The organism is Limnospira indica PCC 8005 (assembly GCF_000973065.1).
GTDB lineage: Bacteria > Cyanobacteriota > Cyanobacteriia > Cyanobacteriales > Microcoleaceae > Limnospira > Limnospira fusiformis.
On sequence record NZ_FO818640.1, the window covers coordinates 4112960 to 4134155 of the forward strand.

Consider the following 21196-nt stretch of genomic DNA (forward strand, 5'->3'; position numbering starts at 1 on the left):
TGATTGCATATCAGTTGATTACTCCATATTAAAGACATTCATAACAGATGTACGAAGCTTTTGCATTGCTTCGGACGAAAAAGCCTCACTAACTAACTTAGAATAATTAGGATATTTCTGAGTAATCTTATTCACTCCTGGTTGCATAAGTTTTTCCCTTTCTTCTTTAAAACTAGCATTTCTGACATGATAAACAAAAGCCCAGGGAGTAATTACATTACGCCATCCAACTTCCAATGCTCGCATACAAAAGTCATTTTCTTCACCATACCCACGAGGAAATGATACATCATCAAATAAACCAATATCATTGATTAGTTCACGTCGGATATACATACAAAAACCTGAGCCTGTAGGTACATCTACAAAATCACAGTTGAAGGTAGTATTGATGACTTGCATAGCGTACTCGTCATAGGATATATTCACGGGCTTGGTATTACTGACTCCTTGAACAGGGAATGAAAAAGCTCCAGCATTATCACTCATAGCAGTGACAGTGCCAATTTTGGCTTCTGAATAAGCAGTTGCTATTAAACCTGATAGCCATTTAGGTGTAACAATCGTGTCACTATTTAAAAGAACTATATCTGTTTGCCCGCATTCTTGAATTCCGCGATTAATGGTTTTTGTATAGCCAATATTTTTATCGTTATTGAGGATTTTTATTCCTTTTACTACTTGATATTCTTTCAATAATGCCTTGATTTTCGGGTCAGTGCTACCATCATCTATAACTAAAACATTAATTTTATTTAACGGGGTATGTTGGATGACAGAGTTAATACAACTTTTTACTTCATTATAAGCATTATAAACTGGAATAATGACTGTTACTTCAACTTGTTGCTTGGCTGTGATAGTTGTATGTTCTAACTTTGACCAGTATGGGGATTGTTTAATACCTTCAATAGCCATCTTTAGGTGTTTATACAGCACCTCATGGGAGAAGTTATGTTTGATAAAAGTAAATCCTGCTTCTCCCATTTTGGAGATTAATAATCTATCTCTGCATAATTCCCGCACATAGATGGCTACAGTTTTTATATCTCCAAAGGGAGCCAAGAAACCCGTTTCTCCATGTTGTACCAATTCAGGTATAGCTCCCCATTCATAGGCAATCACTGGTCTTCTAGCAGCCATAGCTTCAGCAACGGTACGCCCAAAAGATTCTGCAAAAGAAGAAAGGTTTAATAAAATATTGAGTTCCGCCATAGCTTCTTTTGGTGTTTCACGATAGCCCAAAAAATGAAGATTTTCAGGTAGTCTGCCCTCCGATACATCTTTTTTCCAATTATTAATTTGATCATTATCAGGCCCAACTATAACAAAATCTACCAAATTACCAATATCCTGGCAATCTTTGACAACTTCAATAAAGTCACTTACCCCTTTTTTGGGAATATTACTACTGACCATTCCTACACGAACTTTACTGCCAATCTTGTTTTCCATGTTAAGGAAATTAGTATCAACAGCATTAGGTACATAGTAGGTACGATCTCTTCTAGCAAATATCCTTTCTGTGGAGCGAGAATTAGCAATAATAAAATCAGTACGATCAAAACAGTTTTTAATAATAGATTGTACGGGCAAACCAATGCGTTGTCGTAAATCATCATCAACAGTGATTAACTCACGTGCATGAATCACAGATACTCGTTGCATACGCAATGCCATAGTCAAAGGTTCTATTAAAACAATTGTATTGGCATAAACTATTGAAATATTGTGACTGGCTATAATATCACCAAAGGTGAGTGATATCATGGAGTCGTCATTGCGGCTATCAATCCACTGTAGATAAGGAAAGGCGTACACTCCAATTGAAGATTTAGTACAAAACTTGACGTACTCTTTGTTATTGCTACTTGGAAGCGCTACCAAAATATTTACGTCTAGTAAAGAAAAAGCGTAAAGTAAGTCAAGAAAACTTCTTTCTCCCCCAAAAAGATGATGACCTGAAATATGCGCGCATAGTAATATTGTTGGATATCCTGGTTTGAATAGAGCTTTACCTTCAAACCATTGAGGAATTTTGGGCGGAGTCAGTTTCCTTATAAATCCTTTGGTCGTATTTACAGTTTCCGAGGGTGGACTCTGCAATGGACGCATATCATCTGGCACAGCGTATTTCAAAAGTACAGACTTGGTTGCGTCAAGGTAACTATCACCATAGCGTTGGTCTGGCTCTAACATAGTGCCTTCAGCCCATTCATTCCAGGCATTAATAAATAGTAAGGAGTCGGGATCCTGGTTGTACTGAACTTCTTGTTGAAGGATATTTTGAAGCCATGCACGATAAGTTAATGGCGTGCAGCCAACAAAAATTCTGGCGCTTGCTAGACGGCGAGCTGTATTGTCCCAATGCAGCATTGCTCCTCTATGCACAAGCCAAGGATAACCACGAGAAAAACGTTCTAAATCTCCTTTAACTAGGGCATCATAGCTTAGTATCGAACCGCCAAACTCAGGTTTTAAATCTAAAACCTGCGATCGCATATCAACAAACTTTGTGTCGTGTGGAGGAAACAGGACATACGAATCAAGGCCGTGTTGCTGTGGCGGCCCTTCCAAAGGTTCTAATCCGAATCGGATAGAACACAAATGAATTTCTCCAATTCCAGCTTTTCTGCACTCTCGTCGCCACATAGCGGCTGTCTCCAACCAGTGAGGAATTAATTTAATGCGATAGACTAACAAAACCGGCTTTCCATTATGACGAATGTAGCGTCGGTCTTTCATCATATTAATAAACTCATAAATAAGTTCTCGGTTGCTCTCCATAGAGTAATTTTGCTCAACCAAAACGTGACGGTTTTGACCATCCCAATTACGTGACCAATTTTCATTTGCCCAGCACACGCAAAATGGAAAATCAGGTGTACCAGACTTCAGCATTTGCTCAATAGGTTCATTTAGTAACTTTTTGCCATCAAACCAATAGTAATAATAACAAAATCCATGAATTCCATACTCTCTAGCTAGTTGAGCCTGAGCCTCTTGTGTAGATTTAGATCTTAAATCATAGAAACCAAGATCTGCTGGGTAGCGAGGCTGATAATGGTAACGAAAAAGTGGTTTCGCTCTCACTACATTATTCCATTCTGTGAATCCCTTTCCCCACCATTTATCATTTTCAGGTATGATATGAAACTGTGGCAACAAAAATGCAATTATTTTTACTGTTCTGTCTCGACAGATATTTTTTCTGGCTTGGTCTATGGTACTGGACAAATCAGAAAATGTAGAAATATGATAGGCTCCCTCTTGGCACATAGCGCCCAAAAGAGCTAGAATAGCATTTAGGTTACATCCTGTTTTATTAGATTCAAGATCCTCTAATTCTTTATGATTAATTCCTATGGCAGATAATTGTTTGATGAAAAGTGAACGAAATAGTAAAATACATCCTTCCGGAACTTTCGTGTTCTTAGAGGGTACAGGTTTGTGCAATCTTGCTAACCAAGTGTTTACTTTCTTTTTAACGAAATCAGATTTTATTTTTTCTAGATCACTAACATGAGCACTGATAATGCCAATATCTACAAAATCAGCAGAGACAAATGTAGCAATAGCTTTAGCTAAATCTATATTAATTATTGGCTTACGTGGATTAAACCAAATAATATTTTGATATCGGGATAGAATACCACTATTAACTATATAGCAGAAAGCAGATGTTTCAGTGCTAGTTGTAGTGAATTCAATATTAGTCAGTCTTTGACAAGCATTATTAGCAACATGAACTAAATTTTTATCAATACTCTTCGTCGGGTACATTAATATTAATTCAAATGACACGCGCATCCCTAAAAGATGATCCCAAATTATATCGATATCGTCAATATCATCCACCCATGCAAGCGCCATTATATTTGCTCGAGTTGGCTCTGCTTTGAGATAGAATAGATCCTTTTCCTGAAGATCGATAATCGGTGTTCCTAAGCTTGACTCTAGGGTATCCAGGTATTTTTTATCTAATTTTTCTTGCTGATCAGATTCCCATCTATGATGCCAATATAATTTGGACTTTTGAGTCTTAGTTGTTTCAACTTGATCACTTCCCCAGTGTTGCCAAACCGACCCCACAGCAGGGAACCCCGCCAATAACAAATTCAACTCATCCGAGAGCACCCCAACCCCGCCACGAACCCCATCCATAACCTCCGCTAACCGAGACCCATTCACCCCAAACCCAAACTCCGCGGCCAATAACTCCCGACCGCGAACCCGGAATTTATTACATTCCGCCTCATCTGATAATACCCTATCCAAAACCGCAGGCAAATCCCCCTCAGCCACGGGAACCACAGCCCCCGACTCAATCACATCAGCCACCGCCGCCGTTTCCGACAACAGCACCACCAACCCCATTCCCAAAGCATCCGACAACTTCGCCGGAATTTGGAACTGCGACACCTCAGAACCCACATCCTGCAACAGGACACAAATATCACCCACCGCCACCACATCCGGGATAGACTCAAACGGCTGATTCCCCACAAACACATAGTCCACCCCAGGGATACCCTGCAACTCCTCTTTTAACTTCCCATCGGGGAAATCCCCAATAATCGCAAATACGACATCCTTGCGCCCCAAACTCCCCAAAGCACGAGCCGTCGCCACCAAACCCTTATACTCCTTCGGCGTACCAAAAAACAGCACCACCTTTTTATCCTGAGCAATACCAAAGCGTTCCCGACTGCGGCGCTTCCGGTCATCCGAAGGCACAAACCTCGCCTCATCTCGCCCATGACGAATCACCACCCCGCCATAACGCTCCTGCAAAGCCGGATTCGCCACCGTAACCCCATCAAAAGCCCTAGCCAGACCCACAGCCAGGCGAGTCCACTTACCACCATCCCAACCCTGAAAAGGCGGCAACTTACCCCCAGACTCCAACAACTCCCGCAAATCTAGGGTTTCTGATGCCTTAACAAACGCCAACTCCTCATCATCAATATCCACAATCACCCGCGCACCCCAGACCAGCTTATATAAAAGCCCCAAAATAATATTCGGCATCCGAGGCTTAGACAAATGCACCACCTCATAGGGATGCGCCAAAACCAGACCCAAAGCCTGCTCAATAAACCGTCCCTCATCCTCAACCCGTATCGTATGACAACGAATCTCGCCCCCCCGAATCGGCTCCCACACCTGCCCCCCGTACTTAGGAAACAGACAGCCAATCAACTCCACCTCAGCAAAACCCCCATACAACTGCGCCAAAGTATAGGCACGTCCGGCAGCATTATGGGACAACTCCCAACCGCACACCCCCACCCGAGGACGCTCCTTCCCAGCATCCGCTGCCATTACCAATCTGCCGTGATGATGACCCACGGCATCCACCAAAACCCCCTCGTCCGACTCATCCCCATGCCAAAGCCCCACCAGCCCCGGTTCTTCCCCCGTCAGACCTTCACACATTCCCTCGCGAATCTCATCCCCACTCCTAGCCCGATTCCACAGGCGCACCTCCGACAACTTGCCATCCTGAAACCGCTGCCATTGGGTACTTGCCATCAACCGCACCGGAGCCTCAGTCCCCACAGCCTCCGACTCCCCGCTCCAATCCGCCTCTCGCCGGAGAACCCCATTAAAATAAATGCGCCCATACTGCCCCACCTTCCGCACGCAAGCCACATGAACCCACTCATGCAGCCTCATATCCTCTTGGGGAACCCAGTTAACCTGTTTCGCAACAGCCTCCCCCTTGCCATAATACCACTGACCCTTCTGGTCATCCTTCAACCGAAAGCAGAACTCATTATATGGAAATCGAGTCGATTCAATGGTTTTCCAGTGATATTTATAGCCTTCTATACTAATGTAAATTTCTATTCTATCTGCGGGTGTCACTTTAAAATTAAACCCACAAAATAGTTGAGGATGTTCTTCGGGTTCAGCATGAAGTTTTATGCGGATGACATCAGTCCTTTCAACTGATAGCAATTCCTCTCGTTCACATGATGCTGACTTGACTATAATCTTGACGCTACGCACATCATGATCTTTCGGTAAAACCCATCCCCGAATTCCGATAACTTGATTATCATAGCTTTGATCCAGATTCTTGGGGGACTCTAAATTAGAACCAATTAGCAATTGATGCAGTTTTTCATCCCGCTGACCCTCCTGGATCCTCCAAATATCTGTGCTTTCTGTTGCTAGACTTCTCCCTAACTGATTGAGGGCATATTCTAACTCTTGTTCCCATTGCTGGTCGTTGACATACTTAGAGATAATATCCGTCCAACTCTTCGGCCAATCTCTCAAATACAGCCAAAACTCGACGGTCAAATCCCCGGTAATACTCAACTCCTGACTGTGGTCAATTTCCCCATAGGTCTTCTTCTGGGGTCGAAAATCTACCACCGGACACCGACCCGACCCCGGAGCCACTCGCCAATATTCTCCCCATTGCGCGGCAGCTTCTGTCCAGCGACCCAATCCCATCAAAGCCAAAGCCAACCGTCGCCGCCAATGAGCCGCCCCCGGATAGCGCTCCAGCAGCCACTTCCAATGCTCCACCACCTCTGACCAGCGACCCAACTCCACCAAAGTCTCAGCCAAAAGCCGATGCACCTCCGGCGCTTCCACCCCCAATTTCACCGCCCGTCGCCACTCCACCACCGCTTCAACGGGACGTTCCAACTCGGCCAAAGCCCGTCCCAAACCCAAGGAAGCCGGACCGCACTCCCCAAACTCCAGGACGACTTGGCGATACTGGTCTAAAGCCTCTGACCACCGCCCCAACTTCTCCAAAACCTCAGCCAGAGCCAAGCCAGAGTCTACCCCCGGACTCAACTCCCCACAGCGACGATATAACCCCAAAGCCTCTTCTAAATGCCCACGATTTTGCGAAATACTGCCTAGTCGGTGCAAAGCCAAAACTTGAATATCTACATCTTCAGGGGTTAGTTGTAAAGTGTTTTTATAAAATGTAACGGCTTGATCTAACTGACCTTGACTTCTGAAAGCATCCGCCAATTTTAAAGACATTTTAGCATCTTTGGGGTTGACTTCTAATGCCTTATAATAAACCTGTAAATTCGTGGGATTATGTTCAACTGCTCTGTGGTAAACTTGACAAATTTCTTGAGAATCTATCTGAGTTTGATGTCGGAGTGCATCCCCTAACTTTTCATAGATACAAGGCAAATCAGGCTGAATTTCCATTGCCCTTTTATAAGCCTTAACTGCTGCTTCCCACCGCTCCAACTTGACCAATGCTTCGGCTAAATTGTAGTGAGACCAGGGTAAATCATCCCGCCAAGCGATCGCATTTTGATAAGCCTCCGCCGCCTCAGACCATCGCTCTAGCTTTAAGAGAGCATCCCCTAAGTTATTATGAGACCAAAAGAACTCCGGGTTAAGACCGATCGCATTTTGATAAGCCTCCGCCGCCTCAGACCATCGCTCTAGCTTTAATAGAGCATCCCCTAAGTTATTATGAGACCAAAAGAACTCCGGGTTAAGACCGATCGCATTTTGATAGGCTGCCGCCGCCTCAGACCATCGCTCTAGATTTAATAGAGCATCCCCTAAGTTATTATGAGACCAAAAGAACTCCGGGTTAAGACCGATCGCATTTTGATAAGCCTCCACCGCTTCTGACCATCGCTCTAGCTTTAAGAGAGCATCCCCTAAGTTATTATGAGAGCCAGAGAACTCCGGGTTAAGACTGATCGCATTTTGATAGGCTGCCACCGCTTCTGACCATCGTTCTGACCCCGACAAAGCATCCCCCAACAGATGCCAAACTTCGCTATCGTTTGGGGACTTTTCCGCTACCTGTTGCCACAGGGTCACCGCATCTTCCCAGGCTGATAACTTCACCAAAACCTTACCTAAATTTCGCTGAAGTATCAGTGAGTCTTTGTCTAAAGCGATCGCATTTTGATAAGCCTCCGCCGCCTCATCCCATCTTTCTAGCTTGAAGAGAGCATCTCCTAAGTTATTATGAGACCAGACAAAATCCCCTTTTAAAGCGATCGCATTTTGATAAGCCTCCGCCGCCTCTTCCCACCGCTCCAACTGTCGCAGCGCATCTCCTAAGTTATTATGAGACCAGACAAAATCCGGCTCAAGAGCGATCGCACCCCGATAAGCCTCCACCGCCTCTTCCCACCGCTCCAACTTGGAGAGTGCATCCCCCAACAAATGCCGGGTTTGACTGTCCTCCGGCGACTCTTCCGCCACCCCCCGCAACACCCCCGCCGCCTCATCCCAGGCGGATAACTGCACCAAAACCCGGCCTAACTCTCGTTGAGGTTCCACCCAGTCGTTGTCTAAAGCGATCGCTTGTCGCAATTCGATCGCTGCTTCTGACCATTTTTCTCGTAAAGCCAAAGCTTTCCCCAACTTCCAGTGAGTTTCCGCTAATGTTAGACGCGGCTTGACTGGACGAGTATCGAGGCGGCGACGGAATGGGATGTGTGAGCTTTTATCAATCGTCATGGGAATTTGATGATTTTAGATTAATTGAACGATTCGGTTCTCTGTTGTCAAGACTTAACCAAGCAAACATTTCTCGTGCTGAAAGCTGAAACTTTTTGAGATGCTCCCAAACCGGCAAAATATCCTCTCCCAGTTTAACTTCCGGAAATGAGTCCGGTTTCAGTATCATCACCGATTCATCCTTCGGATCGACCAACCATCCCAACTGTGTTCCTTGACTCAGACAAAACATGATTTTTCTGATCACTTGATTGGCTGATTGTTCGGGAGATAAAATTTCAATAACCCAATCTGGATGAACTTCAAAGCGATTCGCAATTCTCCTTTTTTCAGTTCGGGGAATGCGCTCCCAAGTGAAAACGCTGATATCGGTTACGAGGGACTGTCCGCCAAAGTCACACCATAACTCGGTAAAGGCATGAGCTAACTTTGGGGGTAAAAAAGCCTCATTAATAACCGTCCCTAAACGGATTTGTAAGGTGCTATTTTCTCCTGGAGGCATCGGTTTCTGGGTGATTTCTCCTTTCAGATATTCACTCGCAGGTTGAGTTTCCGGAAGGTCTAAAAACTCCTCCAAATTTATGGGATATTTTACATGGGAAACAATTACCATAATTTTACCTCATAAAACCCGATCGCTTTCATTCTTTTACAAATTTTAATCATTCTCATCCCCCTGCCTTTCCCGGGCGCACTCCGTGGCCCGCAGGAAGGCTTCGATCGCCTCATCAATGCGACCCAACTCCTGGAGAGCATCACCCAACTTATGATAAACCTCCCAACTGTTGGGATTCAACTCCAGCACCCGGCGATAAATTTCCGCCGCCTCGGACCAATTTTCTCGTCCCAACTCCAGGTTCCCCAACACCTCCCAAACTGAGACCAAATCGGGAGCCAGAGCCACTGCCTTTTGATAAGCGCCGATCGCCTGCTCCCAAGCCTGCATAACCACATAAACATCCCCCAAATGCACCCACATTTCCCCATGTTCAGGATCCAAAGCCACCGCTTTTTGGTAAAACCCAGCGGCATCAGACCATTGCTCCAAGGCTTCCAGAGCCTGGGCTAATAGCTGCAACACCTCCAGGCGTTCCGGTTCCCTCTCGATCAGGTGGCGACAAATATCAACACAGCCCTGCCAATTTTTCGCTGTGGCGGAAGCGATCGCCTCTTCCCAGCCTCGTTGACCGGGTGGTGATGCAGAAGCCACCCCCCCCATAGGGATGTGATTTGGGGGGGTTACAGGTTCTTCTACCCGCCGCTGAGGAGGTTTCTGGGTGTCTGCTGTCGGGGAACTCACAGATTGCACCGGGGGCAAAACCGCCAGGGGTGGAGAGGGTAAAATCTGGTGGTGGGAAGTAGGTAACGGAGATTGATAATCTTCCCCTATAGGAAGCCTTCTGCGGTTCCCTCTCAGCCAACCGAAACCGGGAAAACGCTCCCACCAAGGTCGTTGTGGCTGAACTTGTCGGGGGGGTGTAGGTTCCCGACGTTCGGCTAACTCAAATCCGCGACGATAATAGGTCATCGCCTCTCCCTGTCGCCCTAAATGATAGAGGGCTTCGGCTAACTGTTGATGAGCCTTAGCACTGTGGGGGTGGGTAGTAACAGCCACCTGATAACAAGCGATCGCCTGAGTTTTCTGCCCCCTACGCCATAACCCCTGAGCCAAATCCAAACATTCCCCCAGGGAAGCCAGTTCCGGTTTCGCCTGGATAGCTTCAAACAAACAGTCCAAAGCCTCAGCTTCTTTACCCAAGGCTCCCCAGGCGCTGGCTAGACTGCGATAAATGCGGGGATGGGGTTTTAATTTGACAGCTTCCTGTAAACTGACGATCGCCTCTGGGTAGCGTCGCTGTTGCAGACACAATTCCCCTAACTCCTGATGCCATAGGCCATTTTTCGGTTCCAAAGCGATCGCCTGTCGATAGCAGCGTAGCGCCTTACCATAAGCCTCCAAACCCACCAGAGCCTTCCCCCAGAGACTATATGCTCTGGCTTCCCTCGGTCGCCACTGCACCACCTGCTGACACTGCTGGACGCAAGCCTGATAGCGTTTTTGCTGATATAACTCCGTGGCCCTTTCCAAGGCTACATCTACATCTGGCGGCGCAAAAGCCCCACCCCCTGGCGGTGGCAACTCTTCGGGTATTTGTCGCCCAGCAATCAAACTTAACCAACGCCCCTGACTAGGAGGTAAGGTCTTGTTACTATGGCGTAAAGCCTTAGACAAATTTTCCAAAGCCATCAACAGGCGGGGATTTTGTTCGAGGGCGCGACCATAACAGGCGATCGCATCATCCCACTTTTCTTGAGCCACCAGTGCTTGTCCCAAACTATTGCGAGATTCAAAAGAGTCCGGTTGCAACTCCACCGCGCGCCGATAGGCGGCTTCCGCTTGGGACCACAAACCTTGAGCCGAGAGAACCTCCCCCAAATTGTGATAGGCTTGGGAATCGTGGGGCGATCGCCTGACCACCTGGCGATAACACACCTCAGCCTCCTGGAGTCTGCCACCTTGTAAAAGGCTATTACCCACCGCCAAAAACTCCGAGACTTCCCCCTGGTCTGGCTGCAAAATCAAAGCCTGATATCGACAACTAAGGGCTTGCTGAGGTTGTCCCAACTTCTGCCATACTTTACCCAAATTCCGATGAGCCGCTACCAAGTTCGGTTGGAGAGCGATCGCCCTTTCATAGCATTTTACCGCCTGTTCCCAGCGTTGCATTTGAGCATAGAGACTTCCCAAATTCGTGTGAATTGTGGCATCTGCGGGGTTCAACTGCACCGCCTTCTCAAAAGCAGCCACCGCCTCTGATAATCGTTTCAACCCCAACAGAGCCTTACCCAACAGGGGGTAAATATTCGCCGCCTCCGGGTCTAATGCCAGAGCCTGCTGACACAGACTCAAAGCCTGCTGAAATTGTTTTTCCTGCAAATTCGCTTCTACCTGTGCCACCATATCCGATGGTGGCTCCTCTGGGGCTTGAGGAATCTCTGGTTTCCCCTGAGTTGGGCTTTCCGGTTGGGGGGGGTCTTTCCTCTCAACGACAGATTCCCTATAACCAAGAGCCTGCGCCCTTTGATACCAATATCTTGACCAATATTCATCGCCCCGCTGTTGCCAAACTTTACCCAACAATTGACAGGTGATGGCAGAATTAGGGTCATGGTGAAGCGCCTGTTCACAAGCGGCCATGGCTGCATTAATGTCACCCCCTTGGAGATGAAATTCAGCTTGTTTCTGAAACCCGGCGGCTAGGGCGGTTTCGCTTAAATTGGGAAAATTGATCATAGTAACCTTAGACATTGATGGCTGGGTGAGATCATTTTTCTGGCTAGAAGTCGGGAGGCTGGCTGTATCGGTGGCGAGTATAGAGTCTAGCAACTCTAGCAAGGTCTCTGGGTTAATCCAGATATCTTCTGTTAAGGCAGTAGGATACATTAGTTGTCGGAGGGGATAGCAGTCTAAGGCTTCTCCGGTGATGTAGTAGTGATGGAGTCCCACTTGCCGACTTAACCCCCAAAAGTAAGGCCGAATGTAGTGGGGAGACATGAGTTCAATGATGGTGCTTCCAGGCTGACAGAAAATTAAATTGGTTAACCCGCTACCGTGGGATGCGACAATGACTTTCGCCTGGGAAAATACTTGAGCCTGTTGGGCTACAGATAGGGTTTCGGGGTTGATGGTGGTAAATCCCCGCTGCTGCAATAGGGAGGCGATCGCCTCTTCGTTTAACAACCGCCGATATTTGGCGCTATGACGGCTGATATAGATGAGCTTTGGTGGTTTTTCATCACCTAATTTAGATTTCTGTGGGTCAGAGAGTTCCAGAAAGCCCTCTGAGTTAAGGTTAACCCCTACGGTTTCCTCCTGTAGCCAAGTCCGACGATGCCAAGCTAACACCCACGGTGGTGGATAGCCTACGGGTCCGGCAAAATCCGGAACTAAAAGCTGATCTGCTTGGATATGGGGGTGAATGTCGCTTTCGACTATTTGGGATTCTGGTATACCTAACCGTTGCAGGGTTTCTCGTTGGAAGGGGTGACGGATACTGTTCACTACAATGCGATCGATATCCTGCCAATTGTAGCCAGCCTGTCGCAAAATTTCTAATCGCGGCAGTACGTCAACCATCCAGTGAAAGTAAACACTACCCGATATTCCTGATACTACCGCAACAGTTCCGGCGATCGCCTCTGCTTCTGTGAGTCCATCCTTGGCAAAAATTGGGTGGCGGCGAGGGTCATGGTTACGGCAACCTGGTAAGGGGGTAGGATAAAATCGGGAAAATGGCGGCAGCATCTCCCCTTCCGCGTTAATTATGGCGGTGGCGTTACAGACTTTCCACCAATTGCGACGCGGATCAACAATCGCCCGCCCCTGGGGTAAAATGGTCACGTTTCCCGTGATGTTCCATAAAGGTAAGGGCGCTGGGGGTTTCAATTTGTATTGATGGCTGCCTACCTGTTGGGGGGAAAAGTTTTCTATAATCTGCTTTAGGCAAGGATGGCAGTCTAATCCCTGACAGGCTGGTAGGTCGGGGTCAGCCGGGGGTAACTCTGGTAGGTCGGGAATGGGTTGAGATAGGGGTGGGTTGGTTTCCGGTTCGGCGGTTAATAGTTCTAAACTCTGGTTATAATGTTTTTGGGCTTCTTTGATACGACCCTGTTCCCTCAGAATGTCTCCCCAAGCTAAATGGGCGCCGGTGAAGTCTGGTTGCAGTTTCAGGGTTTTTTGATAGTATTGTTCGGCCGCTCCAAAGTTCTGGTATTCTGCTAAGGCTTGACCTAAGTGAAAGTAGGTTTGGGCTAGTTTGATCACACTCACGGATATATCGTTTTGGTTGAGTGCTTGTAGTAGCTGGGCGCAGGCTTTTTGGGCTTCTCCTAAACTGCCGTCAACGCTTTGGTTTTCACTTTGGGTTATATAGGCGGTTAACAGGAATTCCTGCCCTTTAATGGCTTCTTTTAAATGGGCGATCGCTTCTGGAAAATCTGCTAATTCCATCAGAGACCAGGCTAAATCACTATGGATACCCGGAAATTCTGGCGCTAGGCTTAACACTTTTTGGAAGCACTCTAGGGCGGCTATATGGCTTCCCTGTTGTTGCAGGGCTTTCCCTAGGTTATGTTGAATTATGGCACTGTCCGGTTGCAGTTGTACGGCTTTTAAAAAGGCGGCGATCGCCCTATCCCCATCCTGTTTTCCTAATAGCGATCGACCGAGGTTATTATGGAGGCTGGCTGTCTGCGGCCACTTTTTGAGGGCGGCTCCGAGAATCTCTAAGGCGGTTTGATATTCCCCTCTTCCTACTAAAATACCCCCTAAATTACTATAAGGCATGGGGGTTTCTGGTTCCAGATAAATCGCGCTTTGATAGGCGGCGATCGCTTCGATTTCTCGCCCTGACTGTTGTAGGATTAACCCTAAGTTATAATAGGCGTTGGTGTAGTTCGGCTTGTGGATTATCGCTTGACGGTAACAGGCGATCGCATCCTCTACATCTCCCAATTTTTCTAAGACAAATCCCAGATTATAATGTACCTCCGCCCAAGGAAAATAAACCTCTAACGCCCTTTTATACCAATCTACCGCCTTCCCATAATCTTTCTGCTGCTGACACCATAAACCTCGCTCGGCTAGGGACTGAGCCGCTGGGGATGGTTGGTTTGTTGACTGGTTACTAATCCTCATAATTCATCGTTTTTTGTGTGTATAAATACTTACTTTTTTCACAATTAATAATTAGTTAAATTAACAGCCACGTATGTAGCCTAAACTACCCCCACTATTATCCAGCAAAATTTCATAAATCTTAATACATTGCTAAAAATATGGTAATTTCAGTTAAGAAAAATATCTCCACCTAGCACCCAGCCAGCTACTAGATTAAATCGAAGCTGTCGGAGTCGAGGTCATCTAACCCTTCTCCTAAATTCAGAATCGGAATGGCTTGTCCAGTGCCGTCAATGTAGTACAAAACGCCACTGGTGGAATTATAAACTAGGTTAGCCCCTCCGGTATTAGTGGGATTAGTCGGATCAAAGTTGGCAATTGTGGTAAACTGACTATCAGCGAGGTTTCCCGCCCCTCCCAAGGCATCAAAAATATCCGCATCTAATTGGATGCGATCTTCACCCACAGTAAAATCTGTGATGGTGTCGAGTCCAAACAATTCTTGAATGCTGAAGGACTTATCGGGGTTACCAGAAACTAAGCTAAAGGTATCAGATCCTTTACCCCCGGTCAGAAGGTCATTACCTTTCTCGGCAAAAATGCGATCGTTCCCCTGACCACTATAAACGGTGTTATCCCCTTTACCGCTATGGATAACATCATCACCCTTACCACCAAAAATCAGGTTATTTCCCGGTCCACCAAACACGGTGTTATTACCTTCGACACCGTAAATAGTATCGTTACCAGTGCCACCATAAATTAGGTCATTACCCTTATCTCCCGACAGGGTATTATTGCCTTCCCCGTCGTGGATGATGTCATCTCCCTGACCTCCATAGATGATGTCATTTCCCTGACCACCATACACGAGGTCATCTCCCAGGTTACTAAACAGCAGATTATTGCCTTCTCCAGCATAGACTGTGTCACTGCCCTTACCCCCATAAATGATGTCATCATCCTTACCACCATAAACGAGGTCATCTCCCGCACCTCCCAATAGGGTGTTATTCCCTTCTCCAGCGGAGATTGTATTCTTACCTTCCCCGCCGTAGATGATGTCATTTCCCTGACCACCATAAACGAGGTCATCTCCCTTACCTCCGTAAATGATGTCATCTCCCGCACCTCCAGATAGGGTATTATTGCCCCCGTCCCCCCCATATATCACATCATTCAGGTCCCCACCAGCGATCAAATCACTACCTCCGGTACCTATGAGGCGGTTCTCCTGGTTCATAAACCCTTCGATGATTAAGCCACCATCGATCGCATTCGGGTTGGGCCTGCTACTTTCGGGCTGTGTGGGGTTAGGTATTAATTCGGCGGTCATGGTAATTCATTCCTGGTAGATACACGGTTATGGTCAAAAAATTAAAAATCAATCACATAAGCAACCACTAGATTGCTCAATCACCCTATTATGTTGCGGTGCAAGTGTTCATAATAGAAACCAGAATCAGCCATTTCCACTCATGCAAACTAGAGGGGCAAAACATATTTTCCGGATTGTCATATCACAAAACAAGTCTAACAGCTACATTAGCTATTGTCAATAATATGGCGATGACATCTGATTCAGGCTCTTTGACCGATAATCCTGACAGTTCGGTTGAATTATTATGTATATATCAATACCAGGTCTATTTTTGACTGTTACACTTGGCGGAAAAATCATAGTTCCCCATGGTAAGCCCTTTTCCAGGGGAAGTTGTGGTTTGAGGCTCCCCAAAAATGCTAGATATCATCAAGCTACTGTAAAGGATTTAGCCAGAATGAGAAGTTTTTGTAAAATGGATGAATCACAGATAATTTATTAATGTATAATATAATCGGGTGAGGCTGTGGTCAAATTAATCATTAAATAGGGCGATTAATTCTCTACAACCCCTCCCCAATAGGTTTTACTCAACTTCTGCCGTGGGTTCTAGGCTGGGTTGAAGTTCGATCGCATGGCGTTGTCTTTGGCGAAATTCCGCCGCCGCATCTTGGATATTTTGATTTTGTTGATTTTGGATGAATTCCCCATTCATATCAAACCGACCTTGCTGGACACTGTGGAGAATATCAAACAATGTCCGCTGATTAAGGGTATTGGAGGAGTCGGTAGTGCTATTACGACTATCAAAATCTTGCAGGGGATTAATGGTGGCTTGGGCGATTAATTCAGGTGCTGCCTGAACCGCAGACCCGAAGCCGAAAGTAGCGATCGCAGAAATACTCAAACCTAGGGTAAATTTCAAAGGTGTTAATTTCATCATGACTATCAGATTCCAACAACTACTGTAATCATACCTGATACATTTACGCGACATTTATCCGGCTATGGCCGGACAATGCGACGATAGCACTATTACCCGTTAAGGTAACAGAGGCGGTATCCCGCAAAGCTTTTAGAAAGATTCCAAAAGCACCGTTCCAGTCCCTGGGTAGAGTGAACCCACACTCAGGACATCGGAACACTTTTGAGCCACCTAGCTGGGAATGCACATGACCACAGTGAGTACAGGTTTTGCTGGTGTATTCTTCCGTCACATCTACAACTGTGGTTCCAGTTATTTCCGCGCTTATGTCTCAGGGTTAATTTGAATCGATAATGCGCCCATGTTAGCATTGCTCGGGCAGTCTTAGACCTAATTTTCCGCTTCGCCTTGGCAACCATATCGGAAGTCTCGAAGGTGGGCAGGAAAATCAGGCTATAGTTACGAGTCAGATAATGGGCAATTTGTTTATGGGCCTCATCAACTAGATTGCGGATTTTGATTCTCATCCGTTGAGCAGCCCGCCTCATGCGCCGTCGCCGTTTTTTGCTAGGACATGAGGCAATCCGACTCATCAAATCATCCAGATGTTGGCACAATCGAGTGATGCGTCCAATATCTCCAGAACCAAATTCCAGAAATTTTGAACCATCAAACCCAGTTATGAAAGTTCGCACACCCGGGTCTAATGCAATTACGCCATTCGCTTCAGTTGGGGTAACGGCAACTGGTTCAGGGAAAATCGCCAACCATCGACCTTTGGTAAACACCAACTGAGTCCCTTGCCCGCAAGTTTTAGGGATAGCTTCGGAAACCATGAAAGTTAATCCTTTCGTGAGTCTTGGATACCAACTCCCTGAAGAGAAATTAGTATTATTGAACTTAATCCCTTGAGAGCTGTCACGACAACTTCTAAACCTGGCATCAGGACTGGCGGTCAAAGCCTGATAGGCATCAAAGATAGCATTCTGCCGAATATGGCAGGGTGTTTCTTTGACCCATTCGGGTAAGTCACTCTGCATCACTTTATTGCGTAACTTTAACTTGCTTAGTCGTTTACCACTCCGGGATAATGCAATTGCTTGGTTGTAGCAATACCGACAAGCAGCCAGCCATTTACGCCAGACTTGATTTAGCTCGGGGCTGGGGTAAATCCGGATCTTCTTTGACCTGAGTTTTATATTTACGCAGTCCGTATAATCGGGAACTGAAGCAGTGGAGGATGGCGAGGATGTCCTCAACCATTTCTGGTTCTGGACTGAGACTTGTCTCGTTGAGAACCACGAGTTCACACCTGTTTTGTTCGCAGAGCCATCGAAACAAGTCAAATCCAAACCTTGCCAGTCGGTCTTTATGGGCAATGACAACCATGCGGACATCTCCTGACAAGATTTGTCCCAGTAAGGCCAGCATTTTCTTTCCCTTGAAGTTGAGCCCGCCTCCGATTTCTGAGACGACTTCTGCTTCGGGGTAGAGGTTGGACAGTGCGGCCACCTGTCGGTTGAGGTCTGACTGCTGGGCGCGGCTACTAACTCTGGCATAGATAACGACTTTGCGTTTGTCACTGCCTGATATGGAATCAGAATATGACTCAACGTTGTATCGTCGTTGCCCAGCGGGGGTTCTGATGGTCTCGATTGAGCCATTTTTGTCCCATCTGCGGAGTGTTCTTTCATGGACTCCAAGGATTTGGGCCGCTTCCTTGGGTTTCACATATCTGGCAATAGGTTTATCCTCAACCCTTCTCGCTTCTTATACCATATTGCCCTAAAATATTAACCTAATTTGAGATTAAATCATACCTCTCCTGTACAGAAGAGGTATGGCAATTTAAGCATTGGTCAGACTATTAAGCAAACCGACGGCGTAAGAGGGGTTGAATGATTAATAAGGAGGCGATCGCAAACGCCAACAATACCACCAAAGCCACCCCAAAAGTTATATTACCAAAAGGAGCCGCCATGACCACGCTACCGAAAGACCAACTCTCATGGGTATAAAGATAGCGAATTGGCTCGATCGCATAACTTAATGGATTCAGGGTAGCCACCACCTGTAACCACCGAGGCATAAATGACAGAGGCGCTAAGGCGGTACTAGCAAATAATAGCGGTAAATTAGTCACAAAAATCACCGCAATTAGTTCAATGTGACCAGGGAGGGCAAAAGCCAGACCTAAACTTAAACCCGTTACCCCCAAAACCAACAATAACACCACCAGGGCAATTACTGCTAATCCGGCAATTCCTGGCAATCCCGCCCCGATAAATGCGGCGACAGTGACAATCGCCGCCGTTTGAATAAAGCTGAGGGTGACAATATAAATCGCCGAGGCTAAAACAATGGAAAACCGGGAAGCCAAAGGCGCTACTAGGAGCCGATTAAGGAACCCAAATTCTCGGTCAAACATTACCGGTAATCCGGCATTTAAAGCCCCCGCAAAAGCGGTAAAGACAATCACTCCCGCCCCCAAAAACTGACCATAATTATCAGTTTCTCCAAATAAGCCCTGGGGGGCATTTTGGAATAATGCACCGAACAGAATCAACCACATTAATGGCTGAATTACTCCGGCTATTAGGGTTGATGGTCGTCGCTTTAATTGAATAAATAAACGACGGGTTAAAGCCGCTGTTTCCTGCACAAAATCGGCGATATCATTGGTTTTTTCTGGTCTAATTTCAGCAGTTGATAACTGATTAATGCTGGTACTACTCATGGTTTGCAAGTCTCCATTAACAGGTTATTTTCGACAAGTTAACGCATATTGCGTTTTTTCTCCGCTTTGGGGTCGCGAGTGGCGACGGCGGCTATTTCTGCATCCATTAGGGTTTGACCTGTCGCCGCTAAATAGACATCATCTAAACTAGGGCGAGATTGTGCTATCCCAAAGGTGGGTAAGCCAGCATCTTTAAGGGCTTGTTGAATGGTAAATAGGGCATCATTTTGGGATGCAACTACGAGGTTAAGAGAGTTTCCCTGAGCCTGATTGATGATTACCTCTTGGACACAGGGAAGCGGCTCTAATAGGGCTTTGGCGGCTTGGGCTTCTGATAAGGGGGAAAACTCCCTAATTCTCAGGGTAATGCGATCGCCTCCTACTCTGTCTTTCAATTCGGAGGGGGTTCCGGTGGCAATTACTACCCCTTTATCAATGATGGAGACGCGATCGGCTAAAGCATCTATTTCCTCTAAATAATGGCTGGTAATCAACACTGTGATTCCTTGTTCTCGCAATTGTCGCAGGAAATCCCACACTACCACCCGACTTTCAATATCTAACCCGACAGTCGGTTCATCAAGGACCAAAACATCAGGTTGATGCAGAAGTCCAGAAGCGAGATCTAAACGCTTACGAATACCCCCAGAATAAGTCCCGGTTTTTTGATCAATCCATTCCCCCAAGCCTAGCAAATTGGACACAGTTTCAATGCGATCTTTGATGCGAGGACGGGGGATATGGTACAAGGAGGCTTGTAGTTGCAACAGTTCCCGACCTGTGAGAACTTTATCAATGGCTACTTCCTGGGCTACATAGCCAAGGCGCTGTCTCACTAATTTCGGCTCCTCGAGAACTGAAATTCCCGAAACGGCTAATTTTCCAGCGTCGGGAGTGATTAAGGTACACAGCGATCGCAGGGTGGTGGTCTTACCAGCGCCATTAGGACCAAGCAAGCCAAAAATTTCCCCTGGCTGAATTTCTAAGGAAATGTCTTTCACGGCTTCTACTGAGCCGTAACGTTTTTGGAGATTTTGGATAAGAACGGCAGGAGTCATGTCACAATTAAGCTAGGTGCTGCCCATATTTACATTACTCAACATTTTAACAGTCGCCCGTATTAGTTAGTTAACTAAAGGCCTTGTACCATGAGCCGGATTTTAATTGCTGAAGATGAACCCCGGATAGCTGCTTTTTTGGAAAAGGGACTGCGGGCTAGTGGTTTTACTACTGCGATCGCTAATAGTGGACAAGATGTTTTAGAGCAGGCGTGTGGCCAGAATTTTGATTTGCTGATCCTAGACCTGGGACTTCCTGACCGCGACGGTTTCCAGATTTTAAAAGAATTGCGCGGTCAGGGGGAAACTTTACCCATTATCATCCTCACCGCTAGGGATGACCTCAGCGACAAGGTGGCGGGTCTGGAGGCGGGGGCTGATGATTATGTGACTAAACCCTTTCGCTTCGCTGAATTGCTGGCTAGAGTCCGCGCTAGACTCCGCAACCAACCCTCTAAAAATGCTGATGATGATAAAACTCTCTCCACCGCTAATATCTGCTTGAATTTGTACACTCGTGAGGTACAGGTGGCCGATCGCACTCTCCAACTTTCCGCTAAAGAGTTTCTCCTATTGGAGACGTTTCTGCGTCACCCGGAACAGGTACTTAGTCGAGAACAGTTACTTGATCAAGTTTGGGGTTATGATTATGACCCTGGCTCTAATATCGTTGATGTTTATGTGGGGTATCTGCGGAAAAAATTGGGAAGCGATCGCATTGAAACAGTGAGAGGGATGGGTTATCGGTTATCTACTTCCCCCGCTTCCTCCAGTCAAATTTGACAGTGGGTGATATGATCTGCCATTTTTTGGGGAACAATTGATCCGGAGCGATCATCTTGTTTATAATTGTTTGGCTCGATTCAGATTGTTTAGGGGTTAACCTAAAATTCATCCCACTTCCAATTTAGTTTGATAATTAAAGGGTGTGTCCAAGCTCAAATTAGCCCCTAATTGCCTACGCATAAAATCCTTTTTTCGGGTTTTGTGCGAGTTGTGCTAT

The 21196-nt window shown here is 46.4% G+C and carries 11 protein-coding genes; 1 reads left to right on the top strand and 10 read right to left on the bottom strand.

The window, feature by feature from the left end; genetic code table 11:
- Nucleotides 1–18: 18 nt before the first annotated feature.
- The 10 genes from XZ46_RS36900 to XZ46_RS18090 all read right to left on the bottom strand — a co-directional run bounded on the left by XZ46_RS36900 (nucleotide 19) and on the right by XZ46_RS18090 (nucleotide 20193).
- Nucleotides 19–8472, bottom strand: a complete 8454-nt coding sequence (locus XZ46_RS36900) for a glycoside hydrolase family 99-like domain-containing protein (RefSeq protein ID WP_008052287.1) — start codon at nucleotides 8470–8472, stop codon at nucleotides 19–21.
- The gene (locus tag XZ46_RS18055; RefSeq protein ID WP_008052289.1) at nucleotides 8462–9085 is read right to left on the bottom strand and encodes a Uma2 family endonuclease; all 624 of its coding nucleotides are present in this window, start codon (nucleotides 9083–9085) and stop codon (nucleotides 8462–8464) included. Before XZ46_RS18055 ends, XZ46_RS36900 begins: the two co-directional genes overlap by 11 nt.
- Nucleotides 9086–9130: 45 nt before the next feature.
- Nucleotides 9131–14170 (bottom strand): tetratricopeptide repeat protein, encoded by a 5040-nt coding sequence (locus tag XZ46_RS18060; RefSeq protein WP_008052291.1) that lies wholly within the window; start codon nucleotides 14168–14170, stop codon nucleotides 9131–9133.
- Nucleotides 14171–14360: 190 nt separating this feature from the next.
- Complete coding sequence (locus XZ46_RS18065; RefSeq protein WP_008052293.1) at nucleotides 14361–15488, bottom strand: calcium-binding protein; 1128 nt, start codon at nucleotides 15486–15488, stop codon at nucleotides 14361–14363.
- Between the two features lie 571 nt (nucleotides 15489–16059).
- Entirely contained in the window at nucleotides 16060–16416 is a 357-nt protein-coding gene (locus XZ46_RS18070; RefSeq protein WP_008052295.1) for a hypothetical protein, read from the bottom strand.
- Between the two features lie 43 nt (nucleotides 16417–16459).
- The gene (locus XZ46_RS38095) at nucleotides 16460–16690 is read right to left on the bottom strand and encodes a zinc ribbon domain-containing protein (protein WP_008052298.1); all 231 of its coding nucleotides are present in this window, start codon (nucleotides 16688–16690) and stop codon (nucleotides 16460–16462) included.
- The gene (locus XZ46_RS38100; protein WP_369076473.1) at nucleotides 16602–17597 is read right to left on the bottom strand and encodes a helix-turn-helix domain-containing protein; all 996 of its coding nucleotides are present in this window, start codon (nucleotides 17595–17597) and stop codon (nucleotides 16602–16604) included. Before XZ46_RS38100 ends, XZ46_RS38095 begins: the two co-directional genes overlap by 89 nt.
- Entirely contained in the window at nucleotides 17533–18141 is a 609-nt protein-coding gene (locus XZ46_RS18080; protein WP_048895164.1) for an IS607 family transposase, read from the bottom strand. Before XZ46_RS18080 ends, XZ46_RS38100 begins: the two co-directional genes overlap by 65 nt.
- A gap of 124 nt (nucleotides 18142–18265) precedes the next feature.
- Nucleotides 18266–19135, bottom strand: a complete 870-nt coding sequence (locus XZ46_RS18085) for an ABC transporter permease (protein WP_006624444.1) — start codon at nucleotides 19133–19135, stop codon at nucleotides 18266–18268.
- Nucleotides 19136–19173: 38 nt separating this feature from the next.
- Nucleotides 19174–20193, bottom strand: coding sequence for an ABC transporter ATP-binding protein (locus XZ46_RS18090; RefSeq protein WP_006624443.1), 1020 nt, complete (start codon nucleotides 20191–20193; stop codon nucleotides 19174–19176).
- Between the two features lie 90 nt (nucleotides 20194–20283).
- On the opposite strand from XZ46_RS18090, the gene XZ46_RS18095 reads away from it, so the two are divergent.
- Complete coding sequence (locus XZ46_RS18095) at nucleotides 20284–20976, top strand: response regulator transcription factor (RefSeq protein ID WP_008052304.1); 693 nt, start codon at nucleotides 20284–20286, stop codon at nucleotides 20974–20976.
- Nucleotides 20977–21196: the final 220 nt, after the last annotated feature.